Below are 21,385 nucleotides of genomic sequence, written 5' to 3' on the forward strand. Positions count from 1 at the left end.
ACAGGCATTCTCATGTCACTCAACGATCCACGCTGGGGTAACCGCGGAAACGACGGTGATCGCGGCGAAGGCAATCGCGGCGGTAACCAGGGACCTCCTGATCTAGAGGAAGTCTGGCGCGATTTCAATCAACGTCTTTCCGGCATGTTCGGCGGCAAACGCAACGGGCGCAATAATGGCTCGGGCGGTGGCGGCGACGGCGGCGGTGATGGCCCTCAGCTCCCAAGTTTTTCATTCAAGCAGTTCGGTGGCGGCATCGGTGCCTTGTTGGCGCTGGTCGTGGTCGTATGGCTTGCGAGCGGCTTCTACACTGTCGATGCCAACCAGCGCGGCGTGGTCCTGCGTCTGGGCAAGTTCACGGAAACCACCGAGCCTGGACTGCGCTGGCGTTTGCCGGCACCGATCGAGACTCACGAGATCGTCGACTTGACGGGTGTGCGTACGGTGGAAGTCGGTTATCGCGGCTCTGAACGTAACAAGGCACTGCGCGAAGCACTGATGCTGACCGATGACGAAAACATCATCAGCATTCAGTTCGCGGTCCAGTACGTGCTCAAGAGTCCCGAGAACTACGTCTTCAATAACCGGTTCCCGGACGAGGCCGTTGCGCAGGTCGCGGAAACCGGCATGCGCGAGATCGTCGGCAAGAGCCGCATGGACTTCGTGCTGTACGAGGGACGTGAAGAGATCGCTGCGACGGCCCAGGAACTGATGCAGGGCATTCTCGATCGCTACGAGACCGGCATTCAGATCAGCCGTGTGACGATGCAGAACGCCCAGCCGCCCGAGCAGGTTCAGGCTTCGTTCGACGATGCCGTCAAGGCCGGTCAGGACCGCGAGCGGCAGAAGAACGAAGGTGAGGCCTACGCCAACGACGTGATTCCGCGTGCCCGTGGTACTGCTTCGCGCTTGCTTGAAGAGGCGGATGCCTACCGCGAGCGTGTGATCGCAAATGCCGAGGGTGAGGCGAGTCGCTTTGATCAGGTGTTTACCGAGTTCAAGCGTGCGCCCGAAGTGACGCGTGAGCGCATGTACCTCGAAACGATGCAGCAGGTGCTGGCCAGTACCAGCAAGGTCATGATCGATGCCAAGGGCAACGGGAACATGCTGTTCCTGCCGCTGGACAAGATCATGCAGCAGGCAGGCAATGCCGTGCCTGCTGTTGTGAATGACCCGCAGGTGACCCTGCCTGCAGCAACCAATGCACCGGCCGGCAGCCTGGACCCGCGTAGTCGCGACCTGCTGCGCAGCCGTGAGCGGGGAGAGCGTTGATGCGTGACAAGATGTCTCTGATTGGCGGCGTGCTGCTGTTTGTGGCAGCCGTTGCCTCGATGTCGCTCTTTACGGTCGATCAGCGTCAGTTCGCGATCGTTTTTCAGCTTGGTGAAGTGAAGGACGTCATCAGCGAGCCTGGCCTGAACGTGAAGTTGCCGCTGATCCAGAACGTGCGTTACTTCGACAAGCGCATCCTGACCATGGATACGCCCGAGCCCGAGCGTTTCATTACGTCCGAGAAGAAGAACGTGCTGGTCGATCACTTCGTGAAGTGGCGCATCATCGATCCGCGGCTCTATTACGAGTCGGTGGCGGGCGACGAAGCACGTGCCCGCATTCGACTGACACAGACCGTCAATGCCGGCCTGCGTGAAGAGTTCGGTAAGCGCACGGTGCACGACGTGGTGTCCGGTGCGCGTGACCAGATCATGGAAGACATGCGGGCCAAGGCTGACCAGGATGCGCGCAAGATCGGCGCCCAGATCATCGACGTGCGTCTGAAGCGGGTCGATCTGCCGTCGGAAGTGTCTGAGTCGGTGTATCGCCGGATGGAAGCGGAGCGGAAGCGGGTCGCCAACGAACTGCGTTCGCAGGGTGCAGCCGAAGCCGAGAAGATCCGTGCAGATGCAGACCGTCAGCGTGAGGTGATCATCGCCGAAGCCTATCGTGATGCACAGCGAACCAAGGGTGCGGGTGACGCCAAGGCGACGGCCATCTATGCCGAAGCCTTTGGTCAGAGTCCGGAGTTCTACTCCTTCTACCGCAGTCTGGAGGCCTACCGCGCCAGCTTCTCGGGCAAGGATGACGTGATGGTTGTCGATCCGAGTTCGGATTTCTTCAAGTTCATGAAGAACTCCAAGGGGACCGGGCGGAACTGATCTCCAATGGGTGCTACCCTGCTGACGGCCTTCGCGCTGATGTTGATCATCGAAGGCATCGTCCCTTTCGTCGCGCCAGCTACCTGGCGCGAAACCTTTTTACGTCTCGCCCGCATGGCTGACGGTCAGATCCGCTTTTTCGGTCTGTCGTCGATGCTGGCGGGGCTGATCCTGTTGTACGTCTTTGGTTGAGCCTTTCATGCGCTGGGTATTGCCCGATCACATACAGGACGCTTTGCCGTCCGAAGCCGACAAGCTAGAGGGCCTGCGCCGCAAGCTGCTCGACGCTTTCCGCGTGCGCGGTTACCAGCAGGTCATGCCGCCGCTGCTTGAGTATCTCGATTCGCTTACCACCGGCGCCGGTCGTGACCTGCGTCTGCGAACCTATCAACTGGTCGATCAATTGTCGGGCAGAACGATGGGGGTGCGTGCGGACATGACGCCTCAGGTTACGCGTATCGACTCCCATCTGCTCAATCGCCAGGGGGTGACGCGCCTGTGTTACTGCGGCAGCGTGCTGCACACCTTGCCGTCGACGCTGACCGCGACCCGCGAGCCGCTGCAGCTCGGCGCCGAGCTATACGGTCACGCCGGAATCGAAGCCGACATCGAGGTGTTGCGCCTGCTGGCCGAGGTGATGCGCCTGGCGGATGTGCCTGCGACGCGCATCGATATTGGACATGTAGGCCTGTTCCATGCGCTTGCAGGGCGTGCCGGACTGGTGCCGGGGCGTGAGGAGATGCTGTTCGATCTTCTGCAGAGCAAGGACGTCCCCGGGTTGCGCGAGATGCTGGTCGATGTTGCCGAGCCGGTTCGTAGCGCACTGCTGATGCTGCCCGAGCTCTACGGCGGGCCGGAAGTGATTGAGCTGGCTGCTACGCGTCTGCCCAAGGACGCAGAGATTGCTGCCGCGCTCGACGATCTGCGTCAGCTGGCCGTTGCGCTAGCCGATCTGCCGATCAGTTTCGATCTGGCCGATTTGCGTGGCTATCATTACCACAGCGGTGTCGTGTTCGCGGCCTACGGTGGTGGTTCGCCTGCAGCGCTGGCGCTGGGCGGGCGGTATGACCGTGTGGCGGAAGCCTTCGGGCGCGCCCGGCCGGCGACCGGATTCAGCCTCGATCTGCGCGAGCTGGCCTTGCGTCTGCCTGACCCCGATGCGATCGGAGCCATTCTCGCGCCGCATGCGCAGGATGCGGCGCTGCTGACCGAAATTGCCGTCCTGCGAGAGCAGGGCGAAATCGTCGTGACCACACTGCCGGGTCACGATGGAACCTGGAACGAAGCCGGATGCGACCGGCAGCTTGTGATGCGGGGAGGCCGGTGGACGGTCGAGCCGCTTCAGGGAGAGTAAATAGATGTCGAAGAACGTGGTGGTTGTCGGTACCCAGTGGGGCGACGAGGGCAAGGGCAAGATCGTTGACTGGCTGACCGATCACGCCCAGGGCGTGGTCCGCTTCCAGGGCGGGCACAACGCCGGTCACACCTTGGTGATCGGTGACAAGGAATACAAGCTCAACCTGGTGCCGTCGGGCATCGTGCGCGAGGGCGTGGCCTGTTATATCGGCAATGGTGTGGTGCTGGACGTTCATCACCTGCTGTCCGAGATCGCAACGCTTGAGGCCGGTGGCATCAAGGTGCGTGAGCGCCTGCGCATCAGCCCGGGATGCCCGCTGATTCTTGGCTATCACTCGGCGCTGGATCGCGCCCGTGAGGCGAAGAAATCGGCTTGCGACAAGATCGGCACGACTGGCAAGGGTATCGGACCGACCTATGAAGACAAGGTCGCGCGCCGCGCACTGCGGGTGTACGACCTGTTCGATCGTGAGCGTTTCGCCGAGAAGCTCAAGAGCAATCTCGAGTATCACAACTTCGTGCTGACCCAGCATCTCGGCGCCGATGCGGTCGATTTTCAGACCGTCTTCGACGAAGCGATGCGCGACGCAGAGAAGATCCTGCCGATGGTTGCCGACGTCTCGGCCGAGCTGTATGCGGTCAACAAGAATGGTGGCAGCCTGCTGTTCGAAGGGGCGCAGGGTACGCTGCTCGACATCGATCACGGGACTTACCCGTTCGTGACCTCGAGCAACTGCGTGGCCGGCCAGGCTGCAGCGGGTTCCGGCGTGGGTCCGGGCCGTCTGCATTATGTGCTGGGTATTACCAAGGCCTATTGCACCCGCGTCGGCGGTGGTCCGTTCCCGACCGAGCTCGATATCGACACCAAGGGTGTGCCGGGTGAGCAGATGTCGACCAAGGGGCGTGAATTCGGCACCGTGACCGGGCGCAAGCGCCGTTGCGGCTGGCTCGATCTGGCTGCCCTCAAGCGTTCGATCATCATTAACGGCGTGACGGGGCTGTGCATCACCAAGCTCGATGTGCTCGACGGTCTGCCGGAGCTCAAGCTGTGTACCGGTTACATGCTTGACGGAAAGCGTATCGATCTGCTGCCGATGGGTTCCGAAGAGGTGACCAGCTGCGAGCCGATCTACGAAACCATGGCAGGGTGGAGTGGCACGACTTTTGGTGCTCAGAGCTGGGATGCGCTGCCGCAGGAGGCACGTGCCTATCTGCACCGCATCGAAGAGATCTGCGAAGTGCCGATTGACGTGATTTCGACCGGCCCCGAGCGTGATGAGACCATTCTGCGCCGTCATCCCTTTGGCGCCTGAAAGCGCTGAACGTGAAGCTGGCCGCAAGGCCGGCTTCACCGGATGTTTGCTTCCGGTGCGCAGAAAAGAAAAAAGCCGACACAAGGTCGGCTTTTCTTTGAAACTGGTGCCCAGAAGAGGACTCGAACCTCCACGCCTCGCAGCGCTAGTACCTGAAACTAGTGCGTCTACCAATTCCGCCATCTGGGCAGGGAGGCGCATTATAGCCGGGTCTTTTCGTGGATGGAAGGCCAGTGTTGAAATTTTTTCCTGGATCGTGAATTCGGCGAAGAAGATTGCACGTCGAGGCGGACTGGCAAAGCTGTCAGTCGATTTTCCCGTACGCGCTTGCGTACAATACAAACAAAAAAGCCGCTCCGAAGAGCGGCTTTCCTGCGAAACTGGTGCCCAGAAGAGGACTCGAACCTCCACGCCTCGCAGCGCTAGTACCTGAAACTAGTGCGTCTACCAATTCCGCCATCTGGGCAAGAGCCGCGCATTATAAGCACTTAAAGAAGAAAGTCAATGACCAGAAACACCAAAAAAACCAATGCCGTTCCCGAAGCCGCTGTTGAAGCACCCAAGGCCGGGCGACGCAAAAGCAGTCGTGCCAAGGGGCCGAGCGCAATTCGTCGTGCCGACCCGTTCTTCGAGCGCGAATCGCTCAAATACGAGCTCCCCTTGCCCAGCCGCGAATACATCGAACAGATCCTGGTTGATCAGGGCGTGCCGATGTCTTTCGACGACCTCGCCCGTGCGCTCGACATCACCGCCGACGAGATGGAGCACTTCGACCGCCGTCTGCGTGCGATGCAGCGTGACGGTCAGCTGGTGCGCAACCGGCGTGACGCCTATCTGATCCCGGACAAGGCCGACCTGATCCGCGGCAAGGTGGAGGGGCACCCGGACGGATTCGGGTTCCTGCGCCGTGATGACGGCGGCCCCGACATCTTCCTCGGACCTAAGGACATGCGCGAGGTGCTGCATGGCGACCGCGTGATTGTCCGCATTGCCGGGCAGGACCGCCGCGGCAGGCCAGAGGGCAAGATTGTCGAGATCCTCGAGCGTGCCAACGCGCGCGTCGTCGGCCGTGTGCTGAACGAGCATGGGGTCCTGCTGGTGGTGCCGGAGAACAAGCGTCTTGCTCAGGACATCCTGGTGGCGCCAGGCGGCAAGAAGCCGACGCCGGGCCAGGTGGTGACCGTTGAACTGATCGAGCAGCCGACCAAGTTCGCGCAGCCCATCGGTCGCGTGGTCGAGGTGCTCGGAAACTATGCCGACCCCGGCATGGAGATCGAGATCGCGCTGCGCAAGCACGACCTGCCCTATGAATTCTCGTCCGAGACCAAGGCGGAAACGCGCAAGCTGCCGCTCAAGGTGCGCAAGAAGGACTGGGTTGGCAGGGAGGACATCACCGGCCTGCCGTTGGTCACCATCGATGGCGAGACTGCGCGCGACTTCGACGACGCGGTGTATTGCGAACGTCAGGGGCGCGGCTTCCGGCTGATCGTGGCGATTGCCGACGTTTCCGCCTACGTCGAGTCAGGCAGCGCGCTCGACAAGGACGCCTACGATCGCGGCAACTCGGTCTACTTCCCGCGGCGCGTCATCCCGATGCTGCCGGAGAAGCTTTCCAACGGACTGTGTTCGCTCAACCCTCAGGTCGAGCGCCTGTGCATGGTCGCGGACATGAGCATCTCGATGACCGGGGTGGTCAAGGCCTATCGCTTCTACCCGGCCGTGATGTTCTCTCATGCGCGCCTGACCTATACCAAGGTCGCTGCGGCGCTGTACGACCAGGACGCTGCGGCGCTGGAAGAGGTTGGCGGCTTGCTGCCCCAGTTGCAGAACCTCGACAAGCTGTTCCGTGTGCTGCTCAAGGCGCGTGCCAAGCGCGGTGCGATCGACTTCGAGACCACCGAGACGCGGATGATCTTCGACGAGGGCGGCAAGATCGAGCGCATCGTGCCCGAGGTGCGCAACGACGCCCACCGCCTGATCGAGGAATGCATGCTCGCGGCCAACGTCTGCGCGTCTGATTTTCTGCAGGAGCGCAATCAGGCCGCACTGTATCGGGTGCATGAAGGACCCACACCGGAAAAGCTCGAAAAGCTGCGCGGATTCCTGCAGGAGTTCGGCATGGGCATCGGTGGCGGAGACGAACCTCGCGCCAAGGATTACGCAGCCCTGCTGGACAAGGTCAAGGAACGGCCCGATGCTCAGCTGCTGCAGACGGTGATGCTGCGCTCGCTGCGCCAGGCGGTGTACAGCCCGGACAATCTCGGTCACTTTGGTCTTGCCTACGACGCCTACACCCACTTCACCTCGCCCATCCGGCGCTATCCCGACCTGCTGGTGCACCGTGCCATCAAGGCCGCGCTCAAGAGCGACAGCTATCAGCCCGGCGAGTGGGACGAGATCGGTGCGCACTGCTCGAGCACCGAGCGTCGTGCCGACGAGGCGACCCGCGATGTCGTGTCCTGGCTCAAGTGCTATTACATGCAGGACCGCGTCGGCGAGGAATTTTCCGGCAGCGTATCGGCAGTGGTACCCTTCGGCCTCTTCGTCGCGCTGGACGATATCTTCATCGAGGGCCTGGTGCATATCTCGGATCTCGGTAGTGATTACTTCCACTTCGACGAGACACGTCACGAACTGGCGGGAGAGCGCACCAACGCGCGCTTCAGGCTGTCGGACAGGGTGCGGGTACAGCTGGTGCGGGTGGATCTGGAAACCAACAAGATCGACTTCCGCCTGATCGAAGGCGTAAGCCGGCCGACCGAGCGCAGTGGCAAGACCACCCGTGACCATGCCGCTGTGGCCGATGCCGGGTCCGCAGCACCGACCCGGCGCAAGGGCCGCAGTGCCTCCGAGTCGGCGCCGCGTCCGGGCGCCGAGCGCGCCCCGGCTTCGCGTGCCGGGCGTGGCAGCAAGCCCAAGGCAGCTGCCCGCACCGAAGCACCCGCAGCACGTAAATCAAAACCGAAGGCCGCAGCAGCGGCTGCAACATCAAAGAAGAAAGGCAAGCGTCGTGGCTAAACCCCCCTCCCGTTCCGGCTCCCGATCACGTCCCTCCGAGGACGGCGCGCGCGCCGCACGCCCGCCAGTGCGCGGCGAGCACAGGCCGAAGCCGAAACGTCACGAAACCGCAGCGGTCGATGACGCCGTCGCAGCAGACGTCAGCGCCGATGCAGGGCGTCCCGCGTCGCGTCTGATCTATGGATTTCATGCCGTACTCGGCAAGCTGAAGCGCGACCCGGAAGCGGTGTTCGAGCTCTATCTGTCGAGTCAGCGCCAGGACATTCGCGCGCGTGAAGTACAGCAACTCGCCGAAGCCCAGGGTGTGCGCCTGATTCCGAGCGAGTCGGACCGCCTCGACGGCATGGTTGGCACCCGCCGCCATCAGGGCGTCATCGCCCGTATCGATGGGCGGCATCGCGAGCTCAAGCTGGCCGACGTGCTCGAGTCGCTCGATGAGCCCGCCTTGCTGCTGGTACTCGACGGTGTGCAGGATCCGCACAATCTCGGCGCCTGCCTGCGGGTTGCGGACGCAGTGGGTGCGCATGCGGTGATTGCGCCCAAGGATCGCGCAGTCGGGCTCAATGCCACTGCGGTGAAGGTCGCCAGTGGCGCAGCCGATACCGTGCCCTATATCACCGTCACCAACCTTGCCCGCGCACTGCGCGAAATGCAGGAAGCGGGGGTCTGGATCATCGGTGCGGCCGGCGAAGCCGAGCAATCGGTGTTCGATGTCGACCAGAAGGGACCGGTGGCCTGGGTGCTGGGGGCAGAAGGCGACGGACTGCGCCGGCTGACTCGCGATACCTGCGACGTGCTGGCGAAAATCCCAATGCTGGGGTCGGTGGAGAGCCTCAACGTCTCGGTGGCCAGTGGCATCTGTCTGTTCGAGGCAAGGCGTCAGCGCGGTGCCTGAGTCGGCTCGCGCGGTGTTTCCGCGGTGTTTCATGTGGTAGCGGGGTCAGGCGAATAGGGCGTCCGTGGAGGAGATGGGATGAAGTCTGCGCTGGGTTTTCTGGTGGCGGCCAAACGCTGCGAGATTCATGGCCTGGAGCAGCTTGAGATCACCAGTGGTCTCGTGAAGGGCGTGAGTGAGCTCGTGCACATGCTGCAAAAAGAGCGTGGCGTGTCCAACGTCTATCTGGCGTCGGCCGGACGTCGGTTTGCCGCGCAGCGGCTGGAGCGGGTCGAGGCCAGCGTGGCGGCAGAAGCTGCTGCGCGCGAACGCTTCCTCCAGCTCGATACTGACTCCGGACGTATGGCGGGTGGCGTGCGACTGTTCAGTCGCATCGCCTACGTGCTGCACGGCCTCGATGCGCTTCCGGCATTGCGCAGCCGGGTGGCGGGGCGCACGCTCGGTGTCGAAGAGGCCACCCGCAGCTTTACCGAGCTGATCGCTGGTCTCATGGCGGTGGTGTTCGAGGCAGCAGATATCGCCGCAGACCCGGCGGTGTCGCGGGCACTGGTCGCCCTGTTCAACTTCATGCAGGGCAAGGAACTGGCCGGGCAGGAGCGTGCGGCCGGCGCTGCAGGTTTTGCGGCCGGACATTTCGAAGCCACGGAGCAGCAGCGGCTCACGCACCTGATTGATGCCCAGGACCGTTGTTTCCAGATCTTTGTCGAGTTTGCCGATCCGACCTTGCGCACGATCTGGCGCAATGCCCATACCTCACCCGCGATTGCCGAGGTGGAGCGAATGCGTCGCATCGCCTGCGCTGCGTCGACTGCCCCCGTGGCGGCCGAGGCCAGCGAGCGCTGGTTCGAATGCACGACCTCACGGATCGATGCGATGCGCCAGGTCGAAGACTGCGCGACCAATGCGCTGCTGCATCTGTGTGAAGCCAAGCTGCTCGAGGCACGCTCCGATCTTCACGATCACAAGCGCTTCCTCGATGCACTTTCGGCGCTTGGGGGACAAAGTGCGGCGCCGCTGGCGGTTTTCTTCGACAAGTCCGCCACCTCGGCACCGACACCTGAGGGCGACGCAACCGGGCTGGTGGAGGCGGACGGACTCAGTCCCAAGCTTGGGCGCTCGGTGCTCGATCTCATGCAGCTGCAGTCGCAGCGGCTGCAGGACATGAGCGATGAACTCAATACGGCGCGTGCAGCGCTCAATGAACGCAAGCTGGTCGAGCGCGCCAAGGGCCTGCTGATGTCCAGGCGTGGCCTGAGCGAAGACGAGGCCTACAAACTGTTGCGACAAACCGCAATGGATCAGCATCGTCGCCTTGTCGATGTCGCTGAGGCGACGCTCTCTCTCGCCGAGTTCCTCAAGCCCGACTGAGCATGACCCGCGGGAGGCGGCCCCGACAAACGTGGTGAGCCCCCTCGCTTCACAGCAGCTTTCAGACTGATTTCTCCATGCCCCGCGCGGCGCTGATTGCCCCTCTGTCGATGGGGCGCTGACGGCGCACGCCTGCACTAAGCCTGTGCAGATGCCGTGGCATTGCACTGCAGCAGTGCGTCAAGTTCATTGCGCCTGCTACCGCGATCCTTCCCCGATCTCAGTGTTTTAGCGGGCTGCGGCCTCATGCGTGGAACTGGCACGCTTACTGCATTAGGCACTGCAAAGCTGGATCAACGATGGTCCGGCGCTCGACACAATCCCGAACACAGGACAAAGGCGTCCATTCCCTCCGCGCAGCAAGCGCCGAGCAGGAATGGACGCCTTTTTGCATTTCAGAATTCAATCAAGGAGTTCACGATGAGCAAGCAGACGATCAAAACCCCCGAGTTGACCCGTCGCGGTTTCATCAAGGCCGGCGCCGCAGCAGGTACCGCAGCGATGCTGTCCGGCCTTTTCCCCGGCGGCGTCTGGGCTGCCGGCTCGGAAGGGCTGGAGAAGACCACGCTGAAGTTCGGCATCATCCCGCTCACCGACTGTGCGCCGATCGTGATCGCCAGGGAAAAGGGCTTCTTCAAGAAACACGGCCTCGATGTAGAGGTGTCGAAGGAGGCGTCCTGGGCCAACATCCGCGACAAGGTTTCGCTGGGCGAGTTGGACGGCGCCCATATGCTGGCCGGCATGCCGCTGGCGGCCACGCTCGGGGTCGGCGCCAACCAGCAGGAAACCGTCACCGCCTTTTCGATGGACCTCAACGGCAACGGCATCACCGTATCGAATGAACTCTACGAGCGCATGCTCGCCGCCGACCCGGCCGCGATGCAGGGCCGCCCGACCTCGGCGCTGGCGCTGAAGAAGGTCATCGACGAGGACAAGAAGGCGGGCAGGGAGCCGATGACCTTCGCCATGGTGTTCCCGGTCTCCACCCACAACTACGAGATCCGCTACTGGATGGCCTCGGCCGGCATCGATCCCGATCAGGACGTGCGCCTGATCGTGATTCCGCCGCCGCAGATGGTGGCCAACCTGCAGTCGAAGAACATCGTCGGCTACTGCGTGGGCGAGCCGTGGAACCAGCGCGCAGTGGAGATGGGCATTGGGCGCTCGATCATCACCAACTACGAGATCTGGAACAACAATCCGGAGAAGGTCTTCGGCGTCACCCGCGAATGGGCCGACAGGAACCCGAACACGCACAAGGCTGCGGTGCGCGCCCTGATCGAGGCCGCGCAGTGGATGGACAAGCCCGAGAACCGCAACGAGGTGGTGAAGATCATCTCCGCCAAGTCCTACGTCAATGCGCCGGCGTCGGTGGTTGAGAACTCGATGACCGGGACCTGGATGTACACCAAGGCCGAGGGCCCGCAGAAGATGCCGGACTTCAACGTCTTCTACCGCTACGCGGCGACCTTCCCGTGGCGTTCGCATGCAGTGTGGTTCCTCACGCAGATGGTGCGCTGGGGCCAGATCGAGAGCGCGATCAACTTCAGGAAAGTGGCCGAACAGGTCTATCGCAGCGACATCTACCGCGACGCCGCCAAGGATCTGGGCATCGCCATCCCGACCATCGATTACAAGACCGAAGGCTCGCACGCAGCGGGGTGGACGCTGGACAAGGCCACGTCGCCGATCGCGATGGGGCCGGATCGCTTCTTCGACGGCATGAGCTTCGACCCGTCCAGGCCGGTGGATTACCTCAAGGGCTTCAAGGTGCATGCGATGAAGGTCAGCCTTGATGCACTTGCCAAAGCCAACGCCTGATTCCGTGCATGACGACTGAAAAGGACAAGGACATGACTGCGATTTCAGTGACTGTCGGCCGGCCTGTTGCCGAGCTGACCGAAAGCAGGGCAGGGACTGCGGATGCCGCGGCTCGTGCGGTGGTTCATCCGGTTGTCGCCGAGCCGGCAGCGCCCGGGCTGATGGAGCGACTTCGCCCGATGGCGTCCGGGTTAGCGCGCAGCCTGGTGGCCATGGCCGCCGGCATGGGGCTGCTGCTCGCGATCTGGTGGGCGGTGTCGAGCCGGATCGACATCTTCCCCGGGCCGCTGGTGACATGGGATGCGGCAGTCGAGCTGCTGGCCGACCCGTTCTATGACAACGGCCCCAACGACATGGGCATCGGCTGGAACGTGCTGTATTCGCTGGGGCGGGTCGGTGTCGGTTTTGGCCTCGCCGCCGTGGTCGGCATCCCGCTGGGGTTCATTGTTGGTCGCTTCAAGTTCATGAACATGGCCACCGAACCCGTCATCGGCCTGCTGCGTCCGGTGTCGCCGCTAGCCTGGCTGCCGATCGGTCTGCTGGTGTTTCAGGAGGCCAACCTTGCCGCGATCTGGGTGATCTTCATCTGCTCGATCTGGCCGATGATCATGAACACCGCGGCGGGCGTGCGCTCGGTGCCGCAGGACTACCTGAACGTTGCCCGGGTACTGAACCTGTCTGAATGGAAGGTGGTCACCCGCATCCTCTTCCCCGCAGTCCTGCCCAACATCCTCACCGGCGTGCGCCTGGCCATCGGTACCGCCTGGCTGGTGATCGTCGCCGCGGAAATGCTCACTGGCGGCGTCGGCATCGGCTTCTGGGTATGGGATGAATGGAACAACCTCAAGGTCGAGCACATCATCATCGCCATCTTCATCATCGGCATCGTCGGCCTGATTCTCGAGCAGGCCCTGATGATGGTGGCCCGCCATTTCAGCTACGAAAGCCGCTAACAGGGTGTTGAAAATCTCGGGTTCACCTTCGGTTTCCAGTCCCCTGGGAAAAATCGACTTTGAAAATCGCCCGCTTTCCCCGTGATCATGCCGATTCAAGCTGACTTTTCCGTCGATTGTGCTACCGCAAATCAGCAGCGCTCCTGTCGCCGCAAAGACATGGTTTTTCGACTACAACGTTTCCCATCCGCAGGGCGCCAGGGCGCCCGCGAATTACGGCGCCAGCAGATTGCCCAATCTCGTCAGGTTATAAGCCGAGAAATTGAGCAACGCATGCGCACGGATTCGATCCAGCCCACGCGCCATCGCATGGCGCAGCGTGCCGATATCCTTCGCCCAGCCAAAGGCCTCTTCGATCATCTTGCGTCGGCGCAGGCTGACCGCGTAACCGGGGGACGACTTCACCTCATTGGGCACGGCGCTGCCCTTGACCTTGGCCGCGACATGCGGGGCAATGCCCAGCGGCTCGAGCGCGGCGATGAACTCGGCGGTGTCGTACCCCCGGTCGGCCGCCAGCGTCGGCTTGTGCGCCGAATTGCCGGGCTTGATGCTGCGCCTGGCCATCACCAACGCCGCCTCACGCTCAGCGGTTCCGGTGGCGGTCGTAGTGTGGACATCGACGATCAGACCGTGACGATTCTCGGCCAACGCATGCGTGGTGTAGCTCAGGTACGCCACGCCGCCGCCCTTGCTGGCGAGCAGGGCCTGCGGGTCGGTGCGCGAGACGTGCGTCTTGTTCGAGCGCTTCTTGCCGCGAAAGTCCACCTCGGGGTTGCGTCCCTGATCCGGTCCGGGCGGCTCGTCGGAGCCGTCCCGGGCCATCATGCTCTTGTGCGAGGCCCACGCCCGCAACAGCGAGCCGTCGACACTGAAATGCTCGTCCGACACCAGCTCGGCCCATTCGGCGATCGCCACCACGCCACCGAAGAACTCGCGCATCACGCTCTCCTTGAGGAGCCGCTCGCGATTGGCGCTGAACGTCGAGTGATCCCAGACCGGCTCGTCCAGCGTCATGCCGACGAACCACCGGAACATCATGTTGAAATCGATATGCTCGACCAGCGCACGCTCCGAGCGAATCGAAAACAGACATTGCAACAGCGACGCCCGCAACAAGCGTTCCGGTGCAATCGACGGGCGGCCACCATCGGCATACAACGCATCGAATTGCGGCGACATCGTGCGCAGAACCATATCGGCCAGCGTTTTGATCCGGCGCAACGGATGATCCCGGTCAATGCGGTCTTCGATATTGACGTAGCTGAACAGGGCGTTCTGTTTATGGTCGATGCCGCGCATGAGAATAATCAGTTTCTTAATGCAGATGTAATTATATCAGCCTCACAACCCGCATGGATGCTGGAAAACCTATTAAATCAACATCCTGCTAAGGAGATCGTCATGACGAAACGTATCGTACAGATCGAAAGTGTCGGTCAGTCCTTCGACACCAAGAAGGGGCCGTTCGTCGCACTGCGCGACGTCAATCTGGAGATCCGCGAAGGCGAGAGCATCTCCCTGATCGGTCACTCCGGCTGCGGCAAATCGACGCTGCTCAATCTCATCGCCGGACTCACCCTGCCCAGCAGTGGCGTGATGCTGTGCGACGGCCGCGAGATCGCAGGCCCCGGGCCGGAGCGGGCGGTGGTGTTCCAGAACCACTCCCTGCTGCCGTGGTTGACCTGCTTCGACAACGTCTACCTTGCGGTCGAGCGCGTGTTTTCGGCCAGGGAAGGCAAGGCAAAGCTCAGGGAGCGTACCCACGAGGCGCTTGAACTGGTCGGCCTGACGCACGCCGAGAACAAGTATCCGAACGAGATCTCGGGTGGCATGAAGCAGCGTGTCGGCATTGCCCGCGCGCTGTCGATGCAGCCAAGAATCCTGCTGATGGACGAGCCCTTCGGCGCACTCGACGCACTGACCCGCGCCAATCTGCAGGATGAACTGATGAAGATCCTCGCGGCCACCAGGGCGACCATGGTGATGGTGACGCACGATGTCGACGAGGCCGTGCTGCTGTCCGACCGCGTGATCATGCTCACCAACGGCCCGTCGGCGACCATCGGCGAGATCTTAGAGGTGAACATCGAGCGCCCGCGCGAACGGCTCGCCCTGGCCCACGATCATCACTTCGGCGAGTGCCGCGCGGCGATCATGGAGTTCCTCTACAACAAGCAGCTCAAACGCGCAGCCTGACCCGGAGACGGACATGTCAAAAGTGTATCTGATCGGTGCCGGACCGGGTGCCGCGGACCTGCTCACGCTGCGTGCGGCCCGGCTGCTCGCGGAGAAGGCCGAAATCGTGCTCGCCGACGACCTCGTTTCCGACGAGATCCTCGCCATGGTGAGGCCCGACGCGCGCGTGCTGAAAGTGGGCAAGCGTGGCGGCAAGGCATCCACGCCGCAGGGTTTCATTCATCGGCTGATGGTGCGCTATGCGCGTCGCGGAAAGTGCGTGCTGCGGCTCAAGGGGGGAGACCCCTTCGTGTTCGGGCGTGGCGGTGAAGAAGTCGAAGCACTTGCCGCTGCCGGCATCGAAGCCGAAGTCGTGCCGGGGCTGACCGCAGGGATCTCGGTCCCGGCCGCGGTCGGCATCCCGGTGACGCACCGCGCCTACACCCAGGGCGTGACGCTGGTGACCGGTACCTCCGGCGAGGGCTGCGACGAGCCCAACTGGCGTGCGCTGGCGCAAGGCGGCACGACCCTGGTGATCTACATGGGGCTGTCCCGCCTGCTCAATATCGTGGCACGGCTGATTGCCGCCGGCCTGCCCCCCGACACGCCTGCCGCTGCGATCGCATCGGGCACCTTGCCCGGCCAGCGCCACGTCAAGGCCACGCTCGCCGACCTGCCGGCACGGGTGTGCGCCGAAGGGCTGGCCTCGCCCGCGATCATCGTCGTCGGCGAAGTCGCCGCGCTGGCGGTGGCGACGACCTCTACCCAGGACATTTCGGCACGCATCCTCGCGGCCTGAAGGAGTACATCATGAAGAAACAGAAACTGGTCATGGTTGGTAACGGCATGGCGGGGGTGAAAACCCTGGAGGAGTTGCTCAAGCACGCCCCCGACTGCTTCGACATCACCGTGTTCGGCGCCGAGCCGCACGGCAATTACAACCGCATCCTGCTGTCGCCGGTGCTGGCCGGGGAAATGACCCTGCCCGACATCATGCTCAACGATCTCGACTGGTATCGCGAAAACGGCATCACCCTGCATGCCGGGCGCAAGGTGGTCGAGGTCAACCGTGCAAGGCGCACGGTACGGGCCGATGATGGCACTGAGGTCACGTATGACCGCCTGCTGCTGGCCACCGGCTCGGTGCCCTTCATGCTGCCGGTGCCGGGCAAGGATCTGCCGGGCGTCATCGCCTATCGTGACATTGCCGATACCGAGGCCATGATCGAAGCCGCAAAGCATCACCAGCACGCGGTGGTGATCGGTGCCGGGCTGCTCGGCCTTGAGGCGGCCAATGGTCTGATCCTGCGCGGCATGCAGGTGACCGTGGTGCACCTTGGTGGCTGGATCATGGAGCGCCAGCTCGACAAGTCCGCAGCCGACCTGTTGCAGGCCTCGCTCGAAGCGAAGGGCATGAAGTTCTGCCTGCAGGCGCAGACCGCGGAATTGGTGGCGGCCGACAGCGGCCGCGTGGGTGCGGTGCGGCTCAAGGATGGCACCGAGCTGGCAGCCGACCTGGTGGTGATGGCTGCGGGTATCCGTCCCAGCACCAGCCTGGCCGAATCGGCACGTCTGCTCTGTGATCGTGGCATCGTCGTCACCGACACCTTGCAGACAGTCACCGATCCGCGTGTCTATGCGGTGGGCGAGTGCGCAAACCATCGTGGCACCGCTTACGGGCTGGTGGCCCCCTTGTTCGATCAGGCCAAGGTGTGCGCGAACCACCTGGCGGGCTTCGGTATCGGCCGCTACGAAGGCTCGGTGACTTCGACCAAGCTCAAGGTCACAGGCGTGGATGTGTTCTCCGCTGGCGACTTCCAGGGTGGTGCCGGCTGTGACGAGATCGTGCTGCATGACCGAGCCGGTGGCGTCTACAAGAAGCTGGTGCTCAAGGACGACAAGCTCGCCGGTGCGGTGATGGTGGGCGACACCGCCGACGGTGCGTGGTATTTCCAGCTCGTGCGCGAGGGCAAGGATGTGTCGGCGATGCGCGACCACCTGATGTTCGGCCAGAGCTTTACCCAGTCACAGCTTGGCGATGCCGGCCACCAGGGCCAGAGTCAGGCCGCGCTGCTCCCCGATACGGCCGAGATCTGCGGCTGCAACGGGGTGTGCAAGGGCACCATCGTCAAGACGATCCGCGAGAAGGGCCTGTTTACGCTCGAAGAGGTGAAGAAGCACACCAAGGCGTCGTCGTCCTGCGGCTCATGCACCGGACTGGTGGAGCAGATTCTCGCCTCGACCGTCGGCGGCGCCTATCAATCCACCGACAAGTACGCGAAGCCGGTGTGCGGGTGCACCGAGCATACGCATGGAGAAGTGCGCGAGGCGATCCGTCAGCACAAGCTGCTCAGCATTCCCGACACCATGCGGGCGCTGGAATGGAGCACGCCGAACGGCTGCGCAACCTGCCGCCCGGCGCTCAACTACTACCTGATCTCAACCTGGCCGTTCGAGGCCGAGGATGACCCGCAGAGCCGCTTCATCAACGAACGTGCCCATGCCAACATCCAGAAGGACGGGACCTACTCGGTGGTGCCGCGGATGTGGGGCGGGCTGACCACGCCGGACGAACTGCGTGCGATCGCAGACGCGGCCGAGAAGTACAAGGTGCCGACGGTCAAGGTCACCGGTGGCCAGCGCATCGACCTGCTCGGCGTGAAGAAGGCCGACCTGCCGCTGATCTGGTCCGACCTCAACGCAGCCGGCATGGTCTCCGGTCACGCCTACGGCAAGAGCCTGCGCACGGTGAAGACCTGCGTCGGCATGGAGCACTGCCGCTTCGGCACGCAACTGGCGATGGATCTCGGGGTCAAGCTGGAGAAGATGCTGTTTGGCATGTGGAGTCCGCACAAGGTGAAGCTGGCGGTGTCAGGCTGCCCGCGCAACTGCGCCGAATCCGGGATCAAGGACGTCGGCATCATCGGGGTCGATTCCGGCTACGAGCTCTATGTGGCCGGCAACGGCGGCATCAAGACCGAGGTCGCGCAGTTCTTCTGCAAGGTCGGCAGCGACGAGGAGGTGATGGAGTACGGCGGTGCCTTCCTGCAGCTTTACCGCGAGGAGGCCTATTACCTTGAGCGCACCTGCCACTACATCGAGCGTGTCGGTCTCGAGCATGCGAAGAAGCGCGTCGTCGAAGACGCCGCCAACCGCAAGGCGCTGTACGAGCGCCTGCTGTTTGCACTGAAGGACGCGCCCGATCCCTGGGCCGAGCAGCGTACCGCGCCCCTGGTGCGCAACTACCAGACTATCGACCTGAACAACAGCAACGGAGATCGCCATGGCCTGGCAGAAACTGTGTCCTCTTGAAGAAATCCCGGCACTCGGTGCGCGCGTCGTCGCGCATGCCGATGGCGACATCGCGGTGTTCCGTGCCGAAGGCGACAACGTGTACGCGATTGCCGATGCCTGCCCGCACAAGGGCGGTCCCCTGTCGCAGGGCATCGTGCATGGGCACAAGGTGACCTGCCCGCTGCACAACTGGAACATCGAACTCGATTCCGGTCATGCGTGTGCGCCGGACGAGGGCTGTGTGCGCAACTATCCGGTGCGGATCGAAGCCGGGGAGGTGTGGCTGGAGACCTGATGCTGCGCCGGTCAGCGTGCCGTGGACCTCAGGACCAGAGTGCGCTGACCGGGGTCTCAGGTGAGAAGCGGTGGGCGATCTGCGCCTGCAGCAACTCGGCGGAGGCGAGCGCGTCGGTCAGTGCATGGTGTGGCCGGTAGCGCGGCAGTCCGTAGCGGCTGCGGCTTGCGGCAAGCCGGATGGAGCGCTGTTTGTGACCGAACAGGCGTGCGAACAGGCCAGGGCGTTTCTTGCGGTGAAGGCGCGCCTCAAGCTCCATGGTGTCGATCACCGGGAACTCGATCCTTTCGCCGATGCGTGGTCGCAGCGCGCCGTTGAGAAACTGGCGCTCGATCGCACTGCAATGCACCACCAGCACATGGCCGGCCATGTGCTGCAACACTTCGTCGAGGATCTCGATCAGGTCCGGCGCGGTATCGACCTGGGAGTCGGTGATGCCGTGAATCGTCACCGACTCCTCACCCAGTGCCGTGCGGGGCTTCAGAATCCAGTGCCGTGACTGGCTGGCGAGGATGCGGTCGAGGCGCATCGGTACCAGGCCGATACTGACAATACCGTCGCGCACCGGATCGAGGCCGGTGGTCTCGACATCAAGCGCCATCAACGGCACCGCCGACAGCGGTGTGTCGCCGGCGACCGCGCCCGCCGTGTAGAAGCGCTTCAGCCGCTCGTCGTGCGCGGCCGCTGCCAGTTCGGCAAAGTGCTGCGGCCAGTCCTGCACTGTTGTGCCAGGCGTGGCGCTGGGCTGTTTCTGCTGGAGTGAGCCTAGATGTAGCACGATGGCCCCCTCAAGCGCTGCGGCCGGGCTGGTAGCGGAATTTCAGGTATTTCTGCGCGTTGCTCAGGATGAGGAAGGCATCGCGCAGGCTCTTGCGCTCGAAGTCGGAGAGGCTCTCCGGTTCGATGCTGTTGTCGGGCTCGTTGCCCACGGCGAGGTCGCCCGCCTGATTGCGGATGCGCACCATGGATACGAATTCCAGTGCGTCGTGGAGGTCCTGTCCGCGTCCGCGCGGCAGGATGTCGGCTTCGATGATGTCGCGCAGGCGTTCAAAGGAGTTCAGCGCAACCGATCCCACGGCCAGCGAATGCACCCGAATCAGGTCGGCGAGCGGGGCCGTGCCGCGTCGCTTGAGATTGATCGCGCGGCTGTGCCGTCCGTCGGATTCCACCACGAAGTCCTTGAAGAAGCCCAGCGGCGGGGTGCGCAGGAGCGCATTGCGTGCCATGCACGCGAGAAAGCGCGAGTTGCCCTTGGCCTTGCGGGAGATGAGGCGGCGCAGGCCATCGATCCATTCAGTCTTGCCCCAGACGCCATCGAGGTCGAAAAAGATGCCGCTGTTGAGCAGCGACTCCGGCGTCGGTTTCTCGATCCACTCGGTGAAGTAACGCTCCCACTCGCGCAGCGGCTGGCGCCACTTTGCATTGGTCGCCATCACCCCGCCGGTGCAGTAGGTGTAGCCGCAGCGCGCCAGGCCGTCGCTGACGAAGGCGGCCAGCGACTTGAAGTAGTCGTCGTGGCGTGCCGGATCGAAACTGTTGTCGAGCACCAGCGCGTTGTCCTGATCGGTGACGATGAGCTGTTCCTGTCTCGCCATCGAACCCAGCGCCAGAAAGCAGTAGGGGACGGGCGGCGGCCCAAGATGTTCCTCCGCGAGTTCGAGCAGACGCTGCTTGAAGCTGCGCCCGATCACCGCCATCGCGCTGCCGATCATGCGCGAACTCGCATCCTCGGTCACCATGCGCGAGAAGCAGGCGTGGACGTCGGCGGTGAGCGCCGCGAGTTCATCGACGCTTTGCTGGCGGAAAATGCTGCTGACCACGAACAGGCTGTTGCGCGACTCGTAGCGAATGATGTCCGACAGCGCGACCACACCGATCGGGCGATGATTCTTGAGCACCGGCAGATGGTGCACGTTGTTGCGCAGCATCTGCAGCATGGCTTCGAACACGAGCTGATTGTGTTCGACCCAGACCAGCTCCGACGACATGATGTCGGTGACCGGCGTGTCGTAGCTCAGGCCCTGCGACACCAGCCGCACGCGGATGTCGCGGTCGGTGATGATGCCGGCCATGCTTGGCGTCGACGACGCTGCATCGGACTCGTCGATGATCAGAAGTGAAGAGACCCCTTCGTCGGTCATGCAGCGCGCGGCATCCATCGCGGTCGAGCCGCGCCCGAGCATGACCGGCTCGCGACTGATCAGCACATCGACGGTCGCCGACATCAGCTGATTCGCGTCTTCGCGGCGGGACACGACCTGGCGCAGGCGGGTGCGGTCCTCGACTTCGACCAGATCGGCGAATTGTTCGTTGTTCTCGAACAGGTCGGTGAACACCGGCTCGGGGATCAGATAGACAAGGGTGTCTTCGAGCGCCGCAGCCGGAAAGCGTACCTGTTTGCGATGCAGGAGGCCGAACTCGCCGAAGTAACCGCCTTCTGTCAGACGGTTGTATAGCGTGCCGTTGCGGCGGAAGACTTCCACCGCGCCGCTGCGCACCACATACCAGGCAAGCGCCTCCTCGCCGAACTCGAGGATGCGGGCGCCGGCCTTGAAGTAGCGCACGTCCACCGACTGTGCGACGACGTGCAGGGTCTCTTCCGGCAGTTCCTGGAACGGCGGATAACGGCGCAGAAAATCAAGGATCTCTAGCTGTTCGTCCTGCATCTGAGTGGCCACGGTGAGTGTGAAAAAAAACGGGCGGGCACTTGTTCATCAAGCGCTCGCCCGGTTTGGCTGCCATGA

17 protein-coding genes and 2 tRNA genes are annotated in these 21,385 nt (G+C 63.1%); 14 read left to right on the top strand and 5 right to left on the bottom strand.

The features are described from left to right. Nucleotides 1–12 precede the first annotated feature (12 nt). From hflK to CEW87_RS10860, 5 genes are read left to right on the top strand one after another with little or no spacing between them, the layout of a single operon-like run. The gene (hflK, locus tag CEW87_RS10840; RefSeq protein WP_108972950.1) at nt 13–1,272 is read left to right on the top strand and encodes an FtsH protease activity modulator HflK; all 1,260 of its coding nucleotides are present in this window, start codon (nt 13–15) and stop codon (nt 1,270–1,272) included. Continuing rightward, complete coding sequence (gene hflC / locus CEW87_RS10845; protein ID WP_108972952.1) at nt 1,272–2,153, top strand: protease modulator HflC; 882 nt, start codon at nt 1,272–1,274, stop codon at nt 2,151–2,153. The genes hflK and hflC overlap by 1 nt, the downstream gene beginning before the upstream one ends. A gap of 6 nt (nt 2,154–2,159) precedes the next feature. Next, entirely contained in the window at nt 2,160–2,345 is a 186-nt protein-coding gene (locus CEW87_RS10850) for a DUF2065 domain-containing protein (protein ID WP_108972954.1), read from the top strand. 7 nt (nt 2,346–2,352) lie between these two features. Beyond that, the gene (locus CEW87_RS10855; RefSeq protein ID WP_108972956.1) at nt 2,353–3,507 is read left to right on the top strand and encodes an ATP phosphoribosyltransferase regulatory subunit; all 1,155 of its coding nucleotides are present in this window, start codon (nt 2,353–2,355) and stop codon (nt 3,505–3,507) included. 4 nt (nt 3,508–3,511) lie between these two features. Further along, complete coding sequence (locus tag CEW87_RS10860; RefSeq protein WP_108972958.1) at nt 3,512–4,822, top strand: adenylosuccinate synthase; 1,311 nt, start codon at nt 3,512–3,514, stop codon at nt 4,820–4,822. Between the two features lie 104 nt (nt 4,823–4,926). Here the strand turns inward: CEW87_RS10860 and CEW87_RS10865 are convergent. After that, a tRNA-Leu gene (locus tag CEW87_RS10865) sits at nt 4,927–5,011 on the bottom strand. Between the two features lie 192 nt (nt 5,012–5,203). After that, a tRNA-Leu gene (locus CEW87_RS10870) sits at nt 5,204–5,288 on the bottom strand. Nucleotides 5,289–5,326: 38 nt separating this feature from the next. Here CEW87_RS10870 and rnr point away from each other — a divergent pair. The 5 genes from rnr to ntrB all read left to right on the top strand — a co-directional run bounded on the left by rnr (nt 5,327) and on the right by ntrB (nt 12,877). Further along, a complete protein-coding gene (gene rnr / locus CEW87_RS10875) occupies nt 5,327–7,840 on the top strand; it encodes a ribonuclease R (protein WP_108972960.1) in 2,514 nt (837 codons plus the stop codon). Between the two features lie 172 nt (nt 7,841–8,012). After that, on the top strand, nt 8,013–8,735 hold the full coding sequence (gene rlmB / locus CEW87_RS10880) for a 23S rRNA (guanosine(2251)-2'-O)-methyltransferase RlmB (RefSeq protein WP_108977134.1): 723 nt from the start codon (nt 8,013–8,015) through the stop codon (nt 8,733–8,735). Between the two features lie 78 nt (nt 8,736–8,813). Continuing rightward, a complete protein-coding gene (locus CEW87_RS10885) occupies nt 8,814–10,103 on the top strand; it encodes a nitrate regulatory protein (RefSeq protein WP_108972962.1) in 1,290 nt (429 codons plus the stop codon). 420 nt (nt 10,104–10,523) lie between these two features. Then, on the top strand, nt 10,524–11,924 hold the full coding sequence (locus CEW87_RS10890; RefSeq protein WP_108972964.1) for a CmpA/NrtA family ABC transporter substrate-binding protein: 1,401 nt from the start codon (nt 10,524–10,526) through the stop codon (nt 11,922–11,924). A gap of 32 nt (nt 11,925–11,956) precedes the next feature. Further along, nucleotides 11,957–12,877: a nitrate ABC transporter permease gene (ntrB, locus tag CEW87_RS10895; RefSeq protein WP_108977136.1), complete on the top strand. Its 921-nt coding sequence runs from the start codon at nt 11,957–11,959 to the stop codon at nt 12,875–12,877. A 213-nt stretch (nt 12,878–13,090) separates the two neighbouring features. Here the strand turns inward: ntrB and CEW87_RS10900 are convergent, their stop codons facing one another. Then, entirely contained in the window at nt 13,091–14,176 is a 1,086-nt protein-coding gene (locus CEW87_RS10900) for an IS5 family transposase (RefSeq protein ID WP_075146924.1), read from the bottom strand. A 102-nt stretch (nt 14,177–14,278) separates the two neighbouring features. On the opposite strand from CEW87_RS10900, the gene CEW87_RS10905 reads away from it, so the two are divergent. The 4 genes from CEW87_RS10905 to nirD are packed head-to-tail and all read left to right on the top strand — an operon-like array spanning nt 14,279 to nt 18,641. Beyond that, nucleotides 14,279–15,073, top strand: a complete 795-nt coding sequence (locus CEW87_RS10905) for an ABC transporter ATP-binding protein (protein WP_108972966.1) — start codon at nt 14,279–14,281, stop codon at nt 15,071–15,073. Nucleotides 15,074–15,086: 13 nt separating this feature from the next. After that, entirely contained in the window at nt 15,087–15,851 is a 765-nt protein-coding gene (cobA, locus tag CEW87_RS10910) for a uroporphyrinogen-III C-methyltransferase (protein WP_108972968.1), read from the top strand. Between the two features lie 11 nt (nt 15,852–15,862). Continuing rightward, nucleotides 15,863–18,364, top strand: coding sequence for a nitrite reductase large subunit NirB (nirB, locus tag CEW87_RS10915; protein WP_108972970.1), 2,502 nt, complete (start codon nt 15,863–15,865; stop codon nt 18,362–18,364). Continuing rightward, complete coding sequence (nirD, locus tag CEW87_RS10920; RefSeq protein WP_108972971.1) at nt 18,336–18,641, top strand: nitrite reductase small subunit NirD; 306 nt, start codon at nt 18,336–18,338, stop codon at nt 18,639–18,641. Before nirB ends, nirD begins: the two co-directional genes overlap by 29 nt. A gap of 28 nt (nt 18,642–18,669) precedes the next feature. On the opposite strand, the gene CEW87_RS10925 is transcribed toward nirD, so the two are convergent. Both CEW87_RS10925 and CEW87_RS10930 read right to left on the bottom strand, forming a co-directional pair. Continuing rightward, nucleotides 18,670–19,419, bottom strand: coding sequence for a 3'-5' exonuclease (locus tag CEW87_RS10925; RefSeq protein WP_108972973.1), 750 nt, complete (start codon nt 19,417–19,419; stop codon nt 18,670–18,672). Between the two features lie 10 nt (nt 19,420–19,429). Beyond that, nucleotides 19,430–21,307 (bottom strand): DUF294 nucleotidyltransferase-like domain-containing protein, encoded by a 1,878-nt coding sequence (locus CEW87_RS10930; protein ID WP_108972974.1) that lies wholly within the window; start codon nt 21,305–21,307, stop codon nt 19,430–19,432. Nucleotides 21,308–21,385: the final 78 nt, after the last annotated feature.

Source organism: Parazoarcus communis (assembly GCF_003111665.1).
GTDB classification, from domain to species: Bacteria; Pseudomonadota; Gammaproteobacteria; order Burkholderiales; family Rhodocyclaceae; genus Parazoarcus; species Parazoarcus communis_B.